This is a genomic window from Streptomyces sp. NPDC002044, assembly GCF_040296725.1.
In the GTDB taxonomy this organism is placed as follows: Bacteria; Actinomycetota; Actinomycetes; order Streptomycetales; family Streptomycetaceae; genus Streptomyces; species Streptomyces antarcticus.
In genome coordinates, this window is the sequence record NZ_JBEOXU010000014.1 from 40,982 (window position 1) to 57,357 (window position 16,376).

Consider the following 16,376-nt stretch of genomic DNA (forward strand, 5'->3'; position numbering starts at 1 on the left):
CGCCGCACGCGGCCTGCGTTCGCACGCCGCGGCAAGTGCGGCACACCTCGTGACTTCGTTTCTGGACACGGCACGCTGGCTAGTACGCCACGCTGACCAGCGTGGAAGCCCCCTGGTCCCCACTGGGGGGCTTCTTTGCGTCCGGATGCGGGCCGACCCCGTTTCCGGACGCCGGCCCGCGACACCGCGCAACGGGACCAACCGGCCGGGCCGGGTGATCGCCCGAGGGCGTACGCGCCGCGCTGTCGGGCCGGCCGGGCACGTCCGGCGCTCGGCCGCTCCTGCGCCTCGCGATGCACGGCACCGACGACGCGGACTCGGTCACGGCACCAGGGGTGTCGTCAAAGTCGTTCCCTACGCCCGCACGGCAGGAACGAGTGTGACGACACCCCCTAGCGGCGGGGCGGCCGGGCCGCGTGGGCGACCGCCACCACGGCCTTCTCCAACGCGTACTCGGGGTCGTCACCGCCGCCCTTGACGCCCGCGTCGGCGGCGGCCACCGCGCGCAGGGCGTCGGCGACACCGTCGGCCGACCAGCCCCGCATCTGCTGGCGGACCCGGTCGATCTTCCACGGCGGCATGCCCAGGTCCCGGGCGAGGTCACCCGGGCGGGCACCGCGCGGGGCGGAGGCCAGTTTGCCGATCGCGCGGACCGCCTGAGCCAGGGCGCTGGTGATCAGCACCGGGGCCACCCCGGTGGAGAGGGACCAGCGCAGCGCTTCGAGTGCCTCCGCCGCGCGCCCTTCGACGGCCCGGTCGGCCACCGTGAAGCTGGAGGCTTCGGCCCGGCCCGTGTAGTACCGGCCGACGACGGCCTCGTCGATCGTGCCCTCGACGTCGGCGCACAACTGCGCCGCCGCGCTCGCCAGTTCCCGCAGGTCGCTTCCGATCGCGTCCACCAGGGTCTGGCACGCCTCGGGCGTCGCCGACCTGCCCAGCGTGCGGAACTCGCCCCGTACGAAGGCCAGTCGGTCCGCCGCCTTCGTCATCTTCGGGCACGCGATCTCGCGGGCCCCCGCCTTCCGGGCCGCGTCGAGCAGTCCCTTGCCCTTGACTCCGCCCGCGTGGAGGAGCACGACGGTGATCTCCTCGAAGGGCGCGGCGAGGTACGCCTTGACCTCCTTGACCGTGTCCGCCGACAGGTCGTGCGCGTTGCGCACGATCAGCACCTTGCGCTCGGAGAAGAGCGACGGGCTGGTCAGCTCGGCCAGCGTGCCGGGCTGGAGCTGTTCCGGGGCGAGGTCGCGCACGTCCGTCTCGGAGTCGGCGGCCCGGGCGGCCGTCACGATCTCCCGGACGGCACGGTCGAGCAGCAGGTCCTCCTGCCCCACCGCGAGGGTGAGCGGGGCGAGCGGATCGTCGGTGGAGTTCTTCCTGGTGGCCATCGGATCCAGCATCCCACGCCGCACGGACAGCCCCCCGCGCCGCGTGCCCGAGAATGGTCGCGTGAACGTGCGACATGTACTCGTCCTGCCCGACCGCGACGCCGCCGAGGAGGTGGCCCGGGAGGCCGCGGACCGCTTCGGCCTCCCGGAGGAACCGCAGCTGGTCCGCGACGCCCTGGCCGGCGAGGACGACGCCGAGGACGCCCAGTGGCTGGTGGTGGTCGAGGACCCGCGGGAACGGCTCGACCCCGCCGCGCTCGACGCCCTCGCCGACGCCTACGAGGGCTGGCTCGAAGCTCCCTGACCCCGTCAGGCCTTGTGGACGATCTGGATGTCCAGCGTCACGTCGACGCTCGACCCGATCGCCGCGACCCCGTGCGCCAGCATCGACTGCCAGTTCAGGGTGAAATCCTCGCGGTGCAGCTCGGCCGTGGCCCGGCAGGCCGCCCTGGGTTCGCCCTCGAGGCCCGTGCCCAGGCCCAGGTACTGGGTGTCCAGGGTGACGGAGCGGCTGACCCCGTGCAGGGTCAGGGCGCCCGCGACCGCCCAGCGGCTGCCGCTGCGGTGGATGAACCGCTCGCTGTAGAACTCCACCGTGGGGTGCCGGACCGCGTCCAGGAAGTCCGCCGACCGCAGGTGGTCGTCCCGCATCCGCAGACCCGTGTCGATGCTCGCCGCGTCGATGATCACGTGCATGGAGGAGTCCTCCATGCGCTCCGCGATCCGCACCGCGCCGGCGAACGTGTTGAAACGGCCGCGGACACGCGCGAACCCTATGTGGCGGGCCGAGAAACCGATCGACGAATGCGTCGGGTCGAGCTCCCAGTGGCCGGGCTGCGGCAGCAGCGGCGGCTCCACCGCGTCGAGGATGATCTCGGCGGTGCCGGGCTGCGCCGGATCCCCCACGATCGTCGCCCCGTGGAACGGCGCGTACCCCTCGGCCGTGACCGAGAGCCGGTACTCCCCTTCCGGAACGGCCGCCGTGAACCCGCCGTACGGGTCGGTCTCCCCGCTGACGATCCGGCGGCCGATCGGGTCGGTCACCTCGAACGCGGCCAGCCGGACCGGCTGGTGGACCGTGTCGAGAACCCGGCAGCTGAGCAGCCGCGCCGTCGGTGGGAGCGTCAGTGTGGCGGATGTGTGCGGGCTGGAACTTCCGGCCGTCTCCATCCCCCGTCGTCGCCCGAACAAGGTCTATGCACCCCCGTGCTGTGTGGACTCGTACCGCTCTGGCGAAAACGAATTCGATCATGCTGTCGGGTTGCGGGCAAACAGAACGGTCGTGCCCGGTATGCCCGCGTCGGCTCCGACGGCGGTTGGCCGGAAACGCTCGCATCCCAGGACCGGCCCCGGTGACGGCGATCGAGCCGTCGGTATCGGTGCGCAGCACGGTCGTACCCATCGCCCGCAGTCGCGTGAGCGTACCTGGTGCGGGGTGTCCGTAGCGGTTCCCCGCACCGACCGGCACGATGGCGAACCTCGGCCTGACGCGGGCGAGCAGTTCGTGGTCCTGGTGCGCCGAGCCGTGGTGGGCGACTTTGAGGACGTCCACCGGCCCCAGCTCCGGATGGTGCCTCAAAAGGGCCTGTTGTGCCGGGGGTTCGAGATCACCCAGCAAGAGCAGGGTCAGCCCCGCACCACGTACCAGCAGGGCGATGCTCGCGTCGTTGGGTCCCTCGGGCGGCGGTCCGGCAGGCGGCCAGAGCACCTCCCAGTCCAGCGGCCCGGCCCGCCGCCGCTCCCCCGCAGCCGCCGGTACAACGGGCACGCCCGCGGCGGCCGCGGCCCGGCGGACGAACTGCGCCTGCCCCGGCGGATCTTCCAGCGTGGTGGCCTGAATCACACCTACGGACCGCCCGCGCAGCACCCCGTGCAGCCCTCCCACGTGGTCCGCGTGAAAGTGCGTCAGCACGAGCAGCGGCACCGCGCGTACGCCCAGGGCCCGTAGGCAGGCGTCCACCGGGCCGGGCTCCGGGCCGGCGTCGACCACCATGGCCGTGCCCGGGCCGAGGGCGAGCACGGCCGCGTCCCCCTGCCCCACGGCGCACTGGACGAGCCGCCAGTCGGGCGGCGGCCAGTGCGCGAGCGTACGGACGAGCAGAGGCGGCCGCAGGACCGCGAGGAGCAGCAGCACGGCCAAGGCGGCGCAGACCCACCGCCGCGGGCCGAACCGGGCGCAGAGCCCCACGACGGCCAGGGTCGCGGCGGCCAGCAGCAGCCCCCCGCCGACCCCGCCGGGCCAGGGCAGCTCGGCTCCCGGCAGCCGGGCACCGCCCCGGGCCACGGCGGCGATCCACCCGGCCGGCACACCGGCGCACCGGGCCAGCAGCTCCGCGGCGGGCATCCACAGCGGGGCCGCGGCGAGCGCCGCGAAGCCGAGGACGGTCGCCGGGCCCGCCGCGAGCTCGGCCAGCAGGTTGCACGGCACCGCCACCAGGCTGACCCGGGCCGCGAGCACGGCGACCACGGGGGCGCACACCGCCTGGGCGGCCGCGGCGGCTCCCAGCGCCTCGGCGAGCCGGGGCCGCATCCCTCGCCCGCGCAGGGCTCCGCTCCACCGGGGGGCGAGGGTCAGGAGAGCTCCGGTGGCCAGGACGGAGAGCAGGAAGCCCTGGCTGCGGGCCAGCCACGGGTCGTACAGCACGAGCAGCAGCACGGCGGCGGCCAGGGCCGGGATCAGGGACCGGCGCCGCCCGGTGGCGATGGCGGCCAGGGTGACCGTGCCGCAGGCCGCGGCCCGCAGCACGCTCGGATCCGGCCGGCAGACCACCACGAAGGCGAGGGTCAGCGCGGCCCCGCACAGGGCGGTCGCCCGGAGCGAGAGCCCGAGGAGCGGGGCCAGCCCGCGCCGCTCCACCTGCTGCGCGCGGGCCGGCGGCCCGATGAGCAGGAACAGCACCACGGTGAGGTTGGACCCGGACACGGCCAGGAGGTGCAGCAGGTCGGTGGCCCGGAACGCCTCGTCCAGATCGGGCGGCACCCTGGAGGTGTCCCCGACGACGAGCCCCGGCAGCAGGGCCCTCGCGTCCGGCGCGAGCCCCTCGGTGGCCTCGCGCAGCCCGGCCCGCAACCGCCCGGCGGCCCTCTGGGCGGTGCTCGGTCCGCCGGTGACCACCGGCGGGGTGTCACCGCCCGGCCGCAGCAGCGCCACCGCCCGCTCCCCGCCCCGGGCCGGGGCCAGCCGGGCGACGACCTCCACCCGGGTGGAGGGCAGCAGCCGGGCCCAGCCCGGGTGTCCGGCGAGCACCCGCACCGGGGTCTCGACCCGGGTACGCGCCCCGTCGGGCCCGGTCACGCGGGTGACCACGGCGTCCAGGAGCACCAGCGGCGGCCCGTTACCGCCGCGGAGCATCCGGGGGTCGGAGCCGACGGTGAGGTCGGCGAGGACCCGGGCGTGCTCCCGGGCCAGCCCGGGGACCGGTCCGGCCCGCGCCTCTGCCCGCTCCAGCCCCGCCACCCCGGCCCCGGCCGCCGCGCACAACAGGGCGGCGCCCGCGGCGGCGGCGATCCCCCACCGCGCTCCCGGAAGCCGCCAGGCGGCCAGTACCAGCAGTCCGGCGCCGGCCCCGCCCAGCCCGGCCCCGGCGGCCGTCCACGCGGCGGGCACGCCCAGGGCCAGGGCGGCGGCCGCCCAGGCGGCCAGGGCCGGCACGGCCAGGCGCAGATCCACCGGACCCGGCCCGTCGGGGCGGTTCACGGCCGCACCAGACGGCGCAGATCGGCGAAGCGCCGCTCGCCGATGCCGTTCACCTGGCGGAGCTCCTCCACCGAGCGGAAGCCGCCTCGGGCCGTGCGGAAGTCCACGATGTGCTGCGCCAGCACCGGCCCGACCCCCGGCAGCCCGTCCAACTGCTCCACCGTGGCCGAGCCGAGGCTGAGCGGACCGGCACCCGGCCCCCCGCCCCCGCCCCCACCCGGCAGAGCAGGCGACAGCGGTTGCGGCTGCGGCTGTGCCGGTACGCCGACCAGCACCTGCTCGCCGTCCACCAGCACCCGGGCCCGGTTGAGCCCGGTGGTGTCCGTGCCCGGCCGCACTCCGCCGGCGGCGGCCAACGCGTCCTCCACCCGCGAACCGGCGGGCAGCCGCCGCACACCCGGCTCCCGTACCTTGCCGCCGACATCGACCACGATCCGCGCACCGCCGGGCGGTGCCGGGCCCCCGGGAGACGTGGCGACCGGCGCCAGGGCCGAAGCCGGCACCGGGGGCGGAGCCGGGGTGATCACCGCCGGGGCCGTCACCGGCTGGGGCCGGGCGGACCAGTACTGCTGCCCCGCGAAGCCGACCGCCACCACGAGCACGATCGCGACGGCCCCCACCGTGCGCGGCTCCACCCCACAGCGGGCCTGGAACCACACCGGCAGCCGCTCCCGCACGGCCAGCCTCCGAGCCTCCCCGGCGGAGAGCCCCACCGCCTCGCCGGGCAAAGCCCCGGACGACGACCCCGACCCCGGCCCGGACCCCGGCCCGGACGAGGGCCCGGCGAGCGACCCGGGCGAGGGCCCGGCGAACGGCCCGGCGGAGGACGCCGACGGCGCCCCGGACGCAACGGCCGACAGCGCCTCGGCCCGTACGCGCGGGCGAGCCACGGGCACGTCACCCGCGATCGGCGGCGCCCCTGGCAGCTCCCCGGGCGGCGAAGCCCCGGGAGGGCCCCCGGAGGGCCGCTCGGGCGGGCCACTGCCGCCCAGCAGCGCTTCGGCCCGTCGGCGCACCGCTCCCTCCTCGGCGAGCGCGTGACGGGGCCGGTCCCCCCTGAACCGCAGGCGGACGTCGGAGGAGCGGGAGCGGCCGGGACCGCTGGTGGCACGGGACTGAAGCGGAGTACGCGTTCGCGTTCGAAGAGTCATGCGACGACCGTACGAGCCGAACCCGACCACCGTTCGGAACACTCAATTCCGGTGGACAACAGCCCCGTTGTGGATAACCGCGTCACTCGTTCCGGTGTTCACCGCGAACCATCGAGCCCCGCCACGAGGCCCCGCAACGAGGCCCCTGAGGCCCCTGAGGCCCCTGAGGCCCCCAGCCTCGCTGCCCCTGAGGCCCCTCATCGCCTCACCGGGGCGAGACGACGGCCGCCAGCAGCCCGGGTCCGGTATGCGCGCCGATCACCGCGCCCACCTCGCTGACGTGCAGCTCCACCAGGCCCGGGATGCGCTCACGCAGCCGCTGCGCCAGCTTTTCGGCGCGTTCCGGCGCCGCCAGGTGGTGCACCGCCACGTCGACGCTGGCCGAACCGGCACGCTCCACGGCCAGCTCCTCCAGCCGGGCGATGGCCTTCGAAGCGGTGCGCACCTTCTCCAGCATCTCGATCCGCCCGCCGTCCAGCGTCAGCAGCGGCTTCACCGCCAGGGCCGAACCGAGCAGGGCCTGCGCGGCCCCGATCCGGCCGCCGCGCCGGAGGTAGTCGAGGGTGTCGACGTAGAAGTACGCGGACATGTCCGCCGCTCGCTTCTCCGCGGCCGCCACGGCCTCGTCCAGGGAGCCTCCGGCCTCGGACACCTCGGCGGCGGCCAGGGCGCAGAACCCGAGGGCCATCGCGACCATGCCCGTGTCCACGACACGGACGGGTACGGGCGCGGTCCTGGAGGCGACCACCGCGGAATCGTAGGTACCGGAGAACTCGGAAGACAGGTGCAGGCTCACGATGCCGGTCGCGCCGGCGTCCGCCGCGGCCTGGTAGGCCCGGACGAACTCCTCCGGGCCGGGACGCGAGGTGGTGACCGAGCGGCGCTTCTGCAAGGCCAGCGCGAGACTGCGCGCCGAGATCTCGGTGCCCTCCTCCAGCGCCTCGTCGCCGAGCACCACGGTGAGCGGTACGGAGGTGATTCCGTGCCGCGCCATGGCCTGTGGAGGCAGGTAGGCCGTGGAATCGGTGACGATGGCGACATGGCGGGACATGAGCCGGAGGTTACCGCCCGTTGGCGTTCCGCGGCAGCCTGGGCCCCGACTCGGTGTGCTCAGCGGCTCCCCACCACCGCCCCGGACTCCCCCGACTCCGCGTACTCACCCGCTCCCCCGGCACCCCCCGGGACTCCCCCGGCACCGCCCGGGCTCCCCCGACACTCGTCGCCCGGCACCGCCGCGCCGGGCACCCCGGTCTCCGCCCCGCAGGTCCACCAGCGCGCCCCACTCGGGTCCGCCCGAGTACTCCCCGGCCGGCCTCAGTCCGGCCTCAGGTCGTGCTTTCCGGCCGGCGCGTCTTCTGCCACGGGTAGGGCGCCGCCGGAGGCGCCTGGTTCAGCGCCGCCTGATCGGCTGCCGCAGCCCGGCCGCCCGCACCCCGACTGCCCGCACCCCGGCCGCCCGCGGCCGGAGCCTGCGCAGCCGGAGCCGGAGCCGGAGCCTGCGCCGGCCCGGCCTGCTGCGCGTCCCACGCCGCGGCGGCCGCCGCGAGCTCGTCCACCGACTCGGGCGACCAGTCCCGCAGCGCGCCCGACTCCATCTCGATCTGGTCCGACAGGACGCTCAGCTCGTCCTCGGCGAACCGGCGGGCCCGGTCGCGCGCCGCCCAACGCAGCGAATCCGCCGCCTTCGTGATCTTGGCTGTTCGTTCCCGCAGGTCCGGGAGGCCGGCTGCGATCCGCTGCCGGTCCGGCTCCTGCTCCAGCCGCTTGAGCTCGTCGTCCAGCTCGTAGCCGTGCGCGCTCAGCCGCTCGAACAGGCCGATCGACTCCCGCAGCGAGGCGTCCGCCTGGACGCCCTGGTACAGCGCCTGCTGCGTGGACCGCATCGACGTCCGCAGGTCGAGCCGCAGCTGCGCCAGCGAGCCGCTCACCCCGACCTGCCCGAAGCTCTTCGCCCGCAGCGTCGTGTCCTCGACCGTCCGCCGGGCCTGCGTGATCGTCCGGTCCACACCGCGCTTCGCGGCCCCCACCACCTTGACGGTCACGTACGCGCCCAGGCCCAGGAAGGCGAAAAGTACCAGCAGCGCGAAGATGATCAACGCCTCCTCCATGAGGTTCCTCTCCCCTGCCTAGTCCGTCTTCTCCACCGTAAACGCCACGGGCAGGCCAGGGGTTCCAATCGAACCCCCAACCTGCCCGTACGGGAATACCCCTAGACCGGGGCGCGAACGCGTCAGATGACGATGTTGACCAGCTTCGGCGCGCGCACGATCACCTTGCGGATCTCCGCCCCGCCCAGCGCCGCGACCACTGCGGCGTCGGTGACGGCCAGCTTCTCCAGGTCCGCGTCCGAGATCGTCGGCGGTACCTCCAGTCGCGCCTTGACCTTGCCCTTGACCTGGACCACGCAGGTCACGGTCTCGTCGACGACGTACGCCGGGTCCGCGACCGGGAAGTCCTGGTGGACCACCGAATCACCGTGCCCCAGCCGGTGCCACAGCTCCTCCGCGATGTGCGGGGCCAGCGGGGCGACCAGCAGCACCAGCCGCTCGGCGACCGTGCGCTCCAGCGGGCGGCCCGCCTTCGTCAGCGCGTTGTTCAGCTCGGTGATCTTGGCGATGGCGGTGTTGAAGCGCAGCGCGGCCAGGTCGGTGCCGGCCCCGTCGATCGCCTTGTGCAGCACGCGCAGGGTGTCCTCGGCGGGCTCGGCGTCGACGACCGTCACCGCACCCGTCTCCTCGTCCACGATGTTGCGCCACAGGCGCTGCAGCAGGCGGTACTGGCCGACGACGGCGCGGGTGTCCCACGGACGCGAGACGTCCAGCGGGCCCATCGCCATCTCGTACAGGCGCAGCGTGTCCGCGCCGTACTCCTCACAGATCTCGTCCGGCGTGACGGCGTTCTTCAGGGACTTGCCCATCTTGCCCAGCTCGCGCTTGACGGGCTCGCCCTCGAAGTAGAACTTTCCGTCCCGCTCCTCGACGTCGGTGGCCGAGACCGGGAATCCGCGCTCGTCGCGGTAGACGAACGCCTGGATCATGCCCTGGTTGTACAGCTTGTGGAACGGCTCCACCGAGGAGACGTGTCCCAGGTCGAACAGCACCTTCGACCAGAAGCGCGCGTACAGCAGGTGCAGCACCGCGTGCTCGGCGCCGCCCACGTACAGGTCGACGCCGCCGTGCGGCTGGCCCTCGCGCGGGCCCATCCAGTACCGCTCGATCTCCGGATCCACCAGCGCGGACGCGTTGTGCGGGTCCAGGTAGCGCAGCTCGTACCAGCAGGAGCCGGCCCAGTTCGGCATGGTGTTGGTCTCACGCCGGTAGCGCCTGACGCCCTCGCCGCGGCCCAGGTCCAGCTCGACGTCGACCCAGTCGGCCTTGCGCGACAGCGGGGTCTCGGGCTGCGACAGCGCGTCGCCCGGCTCGAAGGTGCGCGGCGAGTAGTCCTCGACCTCGGGCAGTTCCAGCGGCAGCATCGACTCGGGCAGCGGGTGCGCGACGCCGTCCTCGTCGTAGACGATCGGGAAGGGCTCGCCCCAGTACCGCTGGCGGCTGAACAGCCAGTCGCGCAGGCGGAAGTTGACCGTGCCCTCGCCGATGCCGCGCTCGGCCAGCCAGTCGGTGATCAGGGCCTTCGCCTCGACCACGCCCAGCCCGTCCAGCGACAGGCCGGAGCCCGTGGAGTTGACCAGCTTCGCGTCGTACGAGGCGAACGCGTCGTCCCACTCCGCCGGGTCGGTGCCGCGGCCGTCGGACGGCTGCACGACACAGCGCATCGGCAGCTCGAAGGCGCGGGCGAAGGCGAAGTCGCGGCTGTCGTGCGCCGGGACGGCCATGATCGCGCCGGTGCCGTAGCCCATCAGCACGTAGTCGGCGATGAAGACCGGGACCTGCTCGCCGCTGACCGGGTTGGTCGCGTACGCGCCGGTGAAGACGCCCGTCTTCTCCTTGGCGTCCGCCTGCCGTTCGACGTCCGACTTCGACGCGGCCTGCTTGCGGTACGCGTTCACGGCCTCGGCCGGGGTGGCGTGGCCGCCGGTCCACACGGGGTGGGTGCCCTCGGGCCAGACGGCGGGGACGATGGTGGAGATCAGCTCGTGCTCGGGCGCCAGCACCATGTAGGTGGCGCCGAACAGCGTGTCCTGGCGGGTGGTGAAGACGGTGATAGCGCCGGCGCCGCCGACGGCGAAGTCCACGCGCGCGCCTTCGCTGCGGCCGATCCAGTTCCGCTGCTGCAGCTTGATGGCCTCGGGCCAGTCCAGCGCGTCCAGGTCGTCCAGCAGCCGGTCGGCGTACGCGGTGATCCGCATGTTCCACTGGCTCAGCTTGGCCTTGAAGACCGGGAAGTTGCCGCGCTCGGACCGGCCGTCCGCGGTGACCTCCTCGTTGGCCAGTACGGTGCCCAGCCCCGGGCACCAGTTCACGGGCGCGTCCGAGGCGTACGCCAGCCGGAAGTCGTTCAGTACGTCGGCCCGCTCGCCCGCGGTCAGTCCGGCCCACGCGCGGCCGCCCGGAACCTCACGGGAGCCGTCCTCGAAGGCGGCGACCAGCTCGGCGATCGGCCGGGCCCTGGCGGCGTCGACGTCATACCAGGAGTTGTAGATCTGCAGGAAGATCCACTGGGTCCACTTGTAGTAGTCGGGGTCGATCGTCGCGAACGACCGGCGCTTGTCGTGGCCCAGGCCCAGCCGGCGCAGCTGGGCCTTCATGTTCTCGATGTTCGCCTCGGTCGACACCCGCGGGTGCGTGCCCGTCTGGACGGCGTACTGCTCGGCCGGCAGGCCGAAGGCGTCGAAGCCCAGGGTGTGCAGGACGTTGTGGCCGGTCATCCGCTGGTGGCGGGCGAAGACATCGGTGGCGATGTACCCGAGCGGGTGGCCGACGTGCAGCCCCGCGCCGGACGGGTACGGGAACATGTCCATGATGAACTTCTTGGGCTTGGCGACGACCGCGGGGTCCCCGGCCAGGTCACCGGTCGGGTTGGGCGCCTCGTAGGTGCCCTGCTCGTCCCAGGCGTCCTGCCAGCGTGCCTCGATGTCGGCGGCCATGGCAGCCGTGTAGCGGTGCGCCTCGGCCGCCTCGGGGGCCGGGGTGTTCGTCTCGCTCATGATTTCTGAAGCTCCATCGATCGTCTCTGCCGTCTCTGCCTGCCCAAACGAAAAAACCCCTCGCACAGGAGGGGCCGCCGCGCCGATACCGACCACCGGAGGGTCGGCGTTGATCAGCGCGGCTCGGTAAGCAGAAGGCGTACGGCACGCATGGCGCCAGGGTACCGCAGCGCCCCCGACACCCGCTCGGAGCGCCCGCGTCGTGGACGGGCCCGACGGCGTCACGAACAGCGACGGCGGGCCCGGCCGACCGGCGACAGCGACAGCGACAGCGACAGCGACAGCGACAGCGACACAACGAGAAGCGCGGCACAACGAGAAGCGGGCCACCCGATCCGGGTGGCCCGCTACTTCACTGTGGAGCTATGGAGAATTGAACTCCAGACCTCCTGCATGCCATGCAGGCGCTCTACCAACTGAGCTATAGCCCCTCGTACTGCCTGTCGCTCGGTGTTCCTTGCCGGTTCCCCTCGGCGACGTCTCAAACATTACACGGTCATGGCCCTGGTCCAAAAATCGTTTTCCACCGACCACGGGCCATGTCCGTTTTGGCCTGCTTACGTCACGCTCGGGCGAACTGGTAGAACCGCTTCAGCGTGCAGTGTTCGTCGAGCAGCCGGCCATAGATCGGCTCCCCTTCCAGCTCACGGTACGTCTCGATCGGGTCGCCTTTTATGATCAGCGCCCGCGCGCATTCCTCGCACCAGTACTGATAGTCGGAGTTGACCGGGTCCATGTCCCGCACGATCGGCGTGCCGTTGTTGCACCAATCGCACCGCCGCCGGTGTGCACCCATCCGTCAGCGACTCCCTCCCGCGTCGGGCCGTCGTGTCCCCCTCCGGCGGTCCGATTCTGCCATGCCGGTACAGGCCCGGCCAGCAAGCACAAAGGGGGCAAAAGCAAGAATCCCGCCCCCACTTGGGGACGGGATTCCGATTGTGGAGCTATGGAGAATTGAACTCCAGACCTCCTGCATGCCATGCAGGCGCTCTACCAACTGAGCTATAGCCCCGCTCTCCGCCGCGCTTCCCCGTCTCCGGTGTTCCGCGCTGCGAACAAGAAGAACTCTAGCCTGCGACCAGCCGGAAAGTGAAATCCGGGCGGCCGCCCCGGCCGGAGGGCCGCGGGGAGCCGATCAGTCGTCGTCGCCGAGCACCGGTTCGGGCAGCGTTCCGGCGTTGTGCTCCATCAGACGCCAGCCGCGCGCGCCCTCGCCGAGGACGGACCAGCAGCAGTTGGAGAGCCCGCCGAGGCCCTCCCAGTAGAACGACTCCAGGCCCAGCAGACGGCCGATGGTCGTACGGATCGTGCCGCCGTGGCTGACGACGACGAGCGTGCCGCCCTGCGGCAGCCGGCCGGCGTGCTCCAGCACCACGGGCGCGGCCCGGTCGGCGACCTCGGTCTCCAGCTCGCCACCGCCCCTGCGGACCGGTTCGCCGCGCTTCCACGCCGCGTACTGCTCGCCGTACTTCCCGAGGATCTCGTCGTGCGTGAGGCCCTGCCACTCCCCCGCGTACGTCTCGCGCAGCGCCGGGGTGTGCTCGACCGTCAGGCCGGTGACGGCCGCCAGCTCGGCGGCCGTGGCCGAGGCCCGGCTGAGATCGGAGGCCACGATGGCGTCCGGCTTCAGCGAGGCGAGGAGCCGGGCGGCGCGGCGCGCCTGCGCCACACCCGCTTCGGTCAGCCCGATGTCCGTGGAGCCCTGGAACCGGCGCTCCAGGTTCCACGCGGTCTGGCCGTGCCGCCAGAGGACGATCTTCCTGGTGGTCTTGCCCGAGGTGGTCCCGCTCAGAACAGATCACCGTCCAGTTCGTCGTCGCCCGCCGCCTCGCGCAGCTTGGCGTGCTCCTCGGCCTTGCCGAGCGTGAGCTTGGCGTCCTCGGGCAGGTCGATCTCGGGGCAGTCCTTCCACAGGCGCTCCAGCGCGTAGAACACGCGCTCCTCGCTGTGCTGGACGTGGACGACGATGTCGACGTAGTCGAGCAGGATCCAGCGGGCGTCGCGGTCCCCCTCGCGGCGCACCGGCTTGGCGCCGAGCTCCTTGAGGAGGCGCTCCTCGATCTCGTCGACGATCGACTTGACCTGGCGGTCGTTGGGCGCCGATGCGAGCAGGAAGGCATCGGTGATCGACAGCACGTCGCTGACGTCGTACGCGATGATGTCGTGCGCGAGCCGGTCGGCCGCGGCCTGGGCGGCGGCGGTGATGAGCTCGATGGAGCGGTCCGTGGCGGTCACTGGCCATGCTTTCGGGTTGGCGGGCAGATCCTTACAAGGGTCTCATGTACCGCCGACACCGCCCGCGCGGAACGTCCCGCGCGGGCGGTGACCGCCCTCCGAGCCCGCTCGGGGCCCGGTCAGGACGGTTTGTAGTCCTTCCCGAGGATCACCACGACGTCCGCGTTCACGGCGTTCTCGGCCTTCTTCACGACCGTCTCCGGCAGGCCCAGGGTCTTGGCGACCTCGACGGCCCGGTCCCGCTGGGCGTCGTCCTGGTAGGTGATCTGCGACGCGGCCGCCGTCTTGTCGGCCTTGCCGCCGTCCACGAAGGCGTAGCCGCCGTTCAGCAGCGCGGCCCTCGCCGCCGCCTGTGTCCTGTCGTCACCGGTGGCGTCCTTCAGGCCCACCCTGGGGGTGGCACCGGGCTGCGCGGCCGAGGCCGAGCCGCCGAGGACTTCCTTGACCACCTTCTTGTTGGTCTCGTCCGTGAGGGTGCCGTCCTGCTTCACCGTGAGGACGTCCGTCCGGTAGGCGCCGACCTTGGCGTGCGCGCCGAGCCGGGACAGCAGGGCTCCGAGCGTCTGCGCGTTCAGCGCCGGGTCGAGGATCTGGCCGATGCTCTCGACCGTCACCGCCGCCGCCTTCGCATCGGCCGGCACCTTGCGCAGAACCCCCTGGAGCACCTTGCCCATGCGTTCCTGCTGCTTGGCCTCCGGCTCGCCCTGGGCGCGGTACGTGGCGTACGCGACGGCCATCGGGCCGCTCAGGCTCTGCTTCTCGCCCTTCCCGACGGCGGGGGTCTTCGCGGCGTCGTCGGCCGGGACCGCGGTGTCGGTGTCGGCCTCGATGCCGCCGACCAGCTCGACCAGGTTCTCCAGGAACGGCGTGTCCAGCCGCCAGGTGCCGCCGATGCCGGTGCCGAGCACCGAGTCCAGGGACTCGCGGGTGCCGAGGCCGCCGTCCTCGACCGACTTGCCGAGGGTGGTGGCGGTGCCGTCGGCGGCGGGGATGCCGAGGGCGTTCGGGAGGAGGACCGTGGCGCCCTGCCGGGCGGTGACGTTGTCGACGAGCAGCGCCGAGGAGGTGCCGCCCTTCTTGGTGTTGTGCAGGTGGACGACGATCATGTCCCGCTTCTGCGCGCCGGTGTCGGCGGTCGCCGAGGTCCTGTCCTTCCCCGGGCCGTCGAGGAACGGCAGTTTGCCCTGGTACCAGAGGTAGCCGAGACCCGCGACGACGAACAGGGCGAGGACGACGATCAGCGCCACCACCCGGTTGCGGCCGCGGCGGCGGATCTCCTCGCGGCGCTCGGTCCGGCTCTCGGTGAACTTGAGCCAGTCGATGACGTCCTCGGAGTCCTCGTCCGGCTGGTCGATGAAGGAGAACTGCTCGGTGCGGTAGTCGGGAGCGGCGTCCGCGTCTGCGTCCGCGTCGGAGCGGCGCGGCTCGGGAACCTGCGGCGCGGGCGGCCCGGCGGCGGGCTCGGGCCGGAGGGCGGGCTCCGGCGGTGCCTGGGGGGCGGCCTGCTGCGGGATCCACTGCCGGCCCTGCTGCGTGTCGTACCCGTAGGCGGGTGCCTGGGGGTACTCCTGCTGTGCGTACTCCTGCGCGTACTCCTGGGCGGGCGGCTGCTGGGCGTAGTACTCCTGCTGCGGCTGCCGCCCGTATCCCTGCTGGTCGTAGCCGTACGACTGGTCCTCGTACGACTGCCCGTACTGCTGTTGCCCGGACTGCTGCTCGGACTGCTGTGGGTCGTACCGCTGCGGCTCGTGGCGCTGCTCTTCGTACCGGGGAGGGGGCGGCGCGGGCTGGGCGGCTTGCGCGGGCACCTGGCCGTACACCGGCCGTCCGTACGCGTCGTAGCCGATGAGCTGCTGCTCCTGGGCCGCGTACGGGTCGTACGGGTCGTACGCGTCCTGTCGGTCGTTCACCGCGGGGCCCCTCTCTCCGGAAGCTCAGACTCCCCGGTACAGCTCACGCTTGTCGATGTAACGCACGACACCGTCCGGCACCAGATACCAGACCGGGTCCGCCTTGGCGACCCGCGCCCGGCAGTCCGTGGACGAGATGGCCAGCGCGGGCACCTCGACCAGGGAGACGCCGCCCTCGGGCAGCCCGTCGTCGGTGAGCACGTGGCCGGGCCGGGTGACCCCGATGAAATGCGCGAGGGAGAAGAGCTCGTCGGCGTTCCGCCAGGTCAGGATCTGTGCGAGCGCGTCGGCACCGGTGATGAAGAACAGGTCGGCGTCGTCGTTCAGCGCCTTGAGGTCGCGCAGGGTGTCGATCGTGTACGTCGGGCCGCCGCGGTCGATGTCGATGCGGCTCACCGAGAACTGGGGGTTCGAGGCCGTGGCGATGACCGTCATCAGATAGCGGTCCTCGGCGGCGGACACGGCGCCCTGCGACTTCTGCCACGGCTCGCCGGTCGGTACGAACACCACCTCGTCGAGGTGGAACAGCGCGGCCACTTCGCTGGCCGCCACCAGGTGTCCGTGGTGGATCGGGTCGAATGTCCCGCCCATGACGCCGAGCCGGCGCTTGACCGGGCCGGTAGGCATTTCCTGCTCTCCCATGAGCGCAGAGCCTACTGGCCCGGTGGAGCGGCCCGGACCCGCTTGCGAGCCCGTTCGGGACACCGGTGCGAAACCGTCCGCGGTCTAGCGGTCGCGGTTCAGGCGGGTGGTGATCCAGAGCATCAGGAGCAGGATGCCGAGCGCGGCGCCACCGGTCAGGTACGGGTTCAGGCTGCTGTGGTTGCCGCCGTGCTCGGCCCCCTCCGAGGCGAGGACGACCAGGTTGTGGGCGGTGGAGGAGAGGCTCATCAG

Annotated in this window: 13 protein-coding genes, 2 tRNA genes and 1 pseudogene; 1 reads left to right on the forward strand and 15 read right to left on the reverse strand. The window is 72.9% G+C overall.

What is annotated here, in order from left to right; all coding sequences use genetic code 11:
• Window positions 1-392: 392 nt before the first annotated feature.
• Window positions 393-1,385, reverse strand: coding sequence for a DNA polymerase III subunit delta (holA, locus tag ABT106_RS06165; protein ID WP_351273009.1), 993 nt, complete (start codon window positions 1,383-1,385; stop codon window positions 393-395).
• 61 nt (window positions 1,386-1,446) lie between these two features.
• On the opposite strand from holA, the gene ABT106_RS06170 reads away from it, so the two are divergent.
• Window positions 1,447-1,689 (forward strand): hypothetical protein, encoded by a 243-nt coding sequence (locus ABT106_RS06170; protein WP_351273010.1) that lies wholly within the window; start codon window positions 1,447-1,449, stop codon window positions 1,687-1,689.
• A gap of 5 nt (window positions 1,690-1,694) precedes the next feature.
• On the opposite strand, the gene ABT106_RS06175 is transcribed toward ABT106_RS06170, so the two are convergent.
• The 14 genes and pseudogenes from ABT106_RS06175 to ABT106_RS06240 form a co-directional block, all read right to left on the reverse strand.
• Complete coding sequence (locus tag ABT106_RS06175) at window positions 1,695-2,555, reverse strand: YceI family protein (protein WP_351273012.1); 861 nt, start codon at window positions 2,553-2,555, stop codon at window positions 1,695-1,697.
• 157 nt (window positions 2,556-2,712) lie between these two features.
• Window positions 2,713-5,082, reverse strand: a pseudogene (locus ABT106_RS06180) (ComEC/Rec2 family competence protein); the annotation flags it as partial.
• Entirely contained in the window at window positions 5,079-5,759 is a 681-nt protein-coding gene (locus ABT106_RS06185) for a ComEA family DNA-binding protein (RefSeq protein WP_351273015.1), read from the reverse strand. The pseudogene ABT106_RS06180 and the gene ABT106_RS06185, both read right to left, overlap by 4 nt.
• A gap of 679 nt (window positions 5,760-6,438) precedes the next feature.
• On the reverse strand, window positions 6,439-7,284 hold the full coding sequence (locus tag ABT106_RS06190; RefSeq protein ID WP_351273017.1) for a DegV family protein: 846 nt from the start codon (window positions 7,282-7,284) through the stop codon (window positions 6,439-6,441).
• A 274-nt stretch (window positions 7,285-7,558) separates the two neighbouring features.
• Window positions 7,559-8,341 (reverse strand): hypothetical protein, encoded by a 783-nt coding sequence (locus tag ABT106_RS06195; RefSeq protein ID WP_351273020.1) that lies wholly within the window; start codon window positions 8,339-8,341, stop codon window positions 7,559-7,561.
• A gap of 122 nt (window positions 8,342-8,463) precedes the next feature.
• Complete coding sequence (gene leuS, locus ABT106_RS06200; protein ID WP_351273022.1) at window positions 8,464-11,337, reverse strand: leucine--tRNA ligase; 2,874 nt, start codon at window positions 11,335-11,337, stop codon at window positions 8,464-8,466.
• Between the two features lie 358 nt (window positions 11,338-11,695).
• Window positions 11,696-11,768 (reverse strand) — tRNA-Ala (locus ABT106_RS06205).
• Between the two features lie 131 nt (window positions 11,769-11,899).
• The gene (locus ABT106_RS06210) at window positions 11,900-12,133 is read right to left on the reverse strand and encodes a hypothetical protein (RefSeq protein ID WP_267718557.1); all 234 of its coding nucleotides are present in this window, start codon (window positions 12,131-12,133) and stop codon (window positions 11,900-11,902) included.
• Window positions 12,134-12,276: 143 nt separating this feature from the next.
• A tRNA-Ala gene (locus ABT106_RS06215) sits at window positions 12,277-12,349 on the reverse strand.
• Between the two features lie 123 nt (window positions 12,350-12,472).
• On the reverse strand, window positions 12,473-13,129 hold the full coding sequence (locus tag ABT106_RS06220) for a histidine phosphatase family protein (RefSeq protein ID WP_351273072.1): 657 nt from the start codon (window positions 13,127-13,129) through the stop codon (window positions 12,473-12,475).
• Entirely contained in the window at window positions 13,126-13,572 is a 447-nt protein-coding gene (rsfS, locus tag ABT106_RS06225) for a ribosome silencing factor (RefSeq protein WP_351273024.1), read from the reverse strand. Before rsfS ends, ABT106_RS06220 begins: the two co-directional genes overlap by 4 nt.
• A gap of 119 nt (window positions 13,573-13,691) precedes the next feature.
• The gene (locus ABT106_RS06230) at window positions 13,692-15,482 is read right to left on the reverse strand and encodes an LCP family protein (protein ID WP_351273026.1); all 1,791 of its coding nucleotides are present in this window, start codon (window positions 15,480-15,482) and stop codon (window positions 13,692-13,694) included.
• Between the two features lie 24 nt (window positions 15,483-15,506).
• Window positions 15,507-16,124, reverse strand: a complete 618-nt coding sequence (gene nadD, locus ABT106_RS06235; protein WP_351273029.1) for a nicotinate-nucleotide adenylyltransferase — start codon at window positions 16,122-16,124, stop codon at window positions 15,507-15,509.
• 84 nt (window positions 16,125-16,208) lie between these two features.
• Complete coding sequence (locus tag ABT106_RS06240) at window positions 16,209-16,373, reverse strand: hypothetical protein (RefSeq protein WP_267718561.1); 165 nt, start codon at window positions 16,371-16,373, stop codon at window positions 16,209-16,211.
• Between the last annotated feature and the right edge of the window lie 3 nt (window positions 16,374-16,376).

Excerpts from the sequence above, each read along its gene's own strand:
- holA (WP_351273009.1), bottom strand. The coding sequence starts at position 1,385 with ATGGCCACCAGGAAGAACTCCACCGACGATCCGCTCGCCCCGCTCACC.
- ABT106_RS06175 (WP_351273012.1), bottom strand. The coding sequence starts at position 2,555 with ATGGAGACGGCCGGAAGTTCCAGCCCGCACACATCCGCCACACTGACG.
- ABT106_RS06190 (WP_351273017.1), bottom strand. The coding sequence starts at position 7,284 with ATGTCCCGCCATGTCGCCATCGTCACCGATTCCACGGCCTACCTGCCT.
- ABT106_RS06195 (WP_351273020.1), bottom strand. The coding sequence starts at position 8,341 with ATGGAGGAGGCGTTGATCATCTTCGCGCTGCTGGTACTTTTCGCCTTC.
- leuS (WP_351273022.1), bottom strand. The coding sequence starts at position 11,337 with ATGAGCGAGACGAACACCCCGGCCCCCGAGGCGGCCGAGGCGCACCGC.
- ABT106_RS06210 (WP_267718557.1), bottom strand. The coding sequence starts at position 12,133 with ATGGGTGCACACCGGCGGCGGTGCGATTGGTGCAACAACGGCACGCCG.
- nadD (WP_351273029.1), bottom strand. The coding sequence starts at position 16,124 with ATGGGAGAGCAGGAAATGCCTACCGGCCCGGTCAAGCGCCGGCTCGGC.
- ABT106_RS06240 (WP_267718561.1), bottom strand. The coding sequence starts at position 16,373 with ATGAGCCTCTCCTCCACCGCCCACAACCTGGTCGTCCTCGCCTCGGAG.